This window comes from Pantoea sp. BL1, assembly GCF_000963985.1.
In the GTDB taxonomy this organism is placed as follows: domain Bacteria; phylum Pseudomonadota; class Gammaproteobacteria; order Enterobacterales; family Enterobacteriaceae; genus Pantoea; species Pantoea rwandensis_B.
In genome coordinates, this window is record NZ_JZRH01000119.1 from 1 (window position 1) to 202 (window position 202).

At 58.9% G+C, this 202-nt stretch carries 1 protein-coding gene; it reads left to right on the forward strand.

From position 1 onward, the window contains the following. Positions 1-202 (forward strand): RHS repeat domain-containing protein (locus VH86_RS24635; protein WP_045834452.1); only part of this gene is annotated, 202 nt, incomplete at both ends.

The following is a 202-nucleotide window of genomic DNA, read 5'->3' on the forward strand; positions in this document are numbered from 1 at the left end:
CGATCAGATCATTCGCCAGATTGTCACCGATGGTGCCCCGTCCAGCCCGGCAGAAAAATACAGCCAGTCACTGTGGGGCTACGATGCGGCAGGCAGAATGACGCGCAGCATTCAGCCGGACGGCGAGGAACGTTTCTGGTATGACGCGGCGGATAACCGCACCGGCGAAGATCTGCACCCGGTGTGGAATAATCTGCTGAAG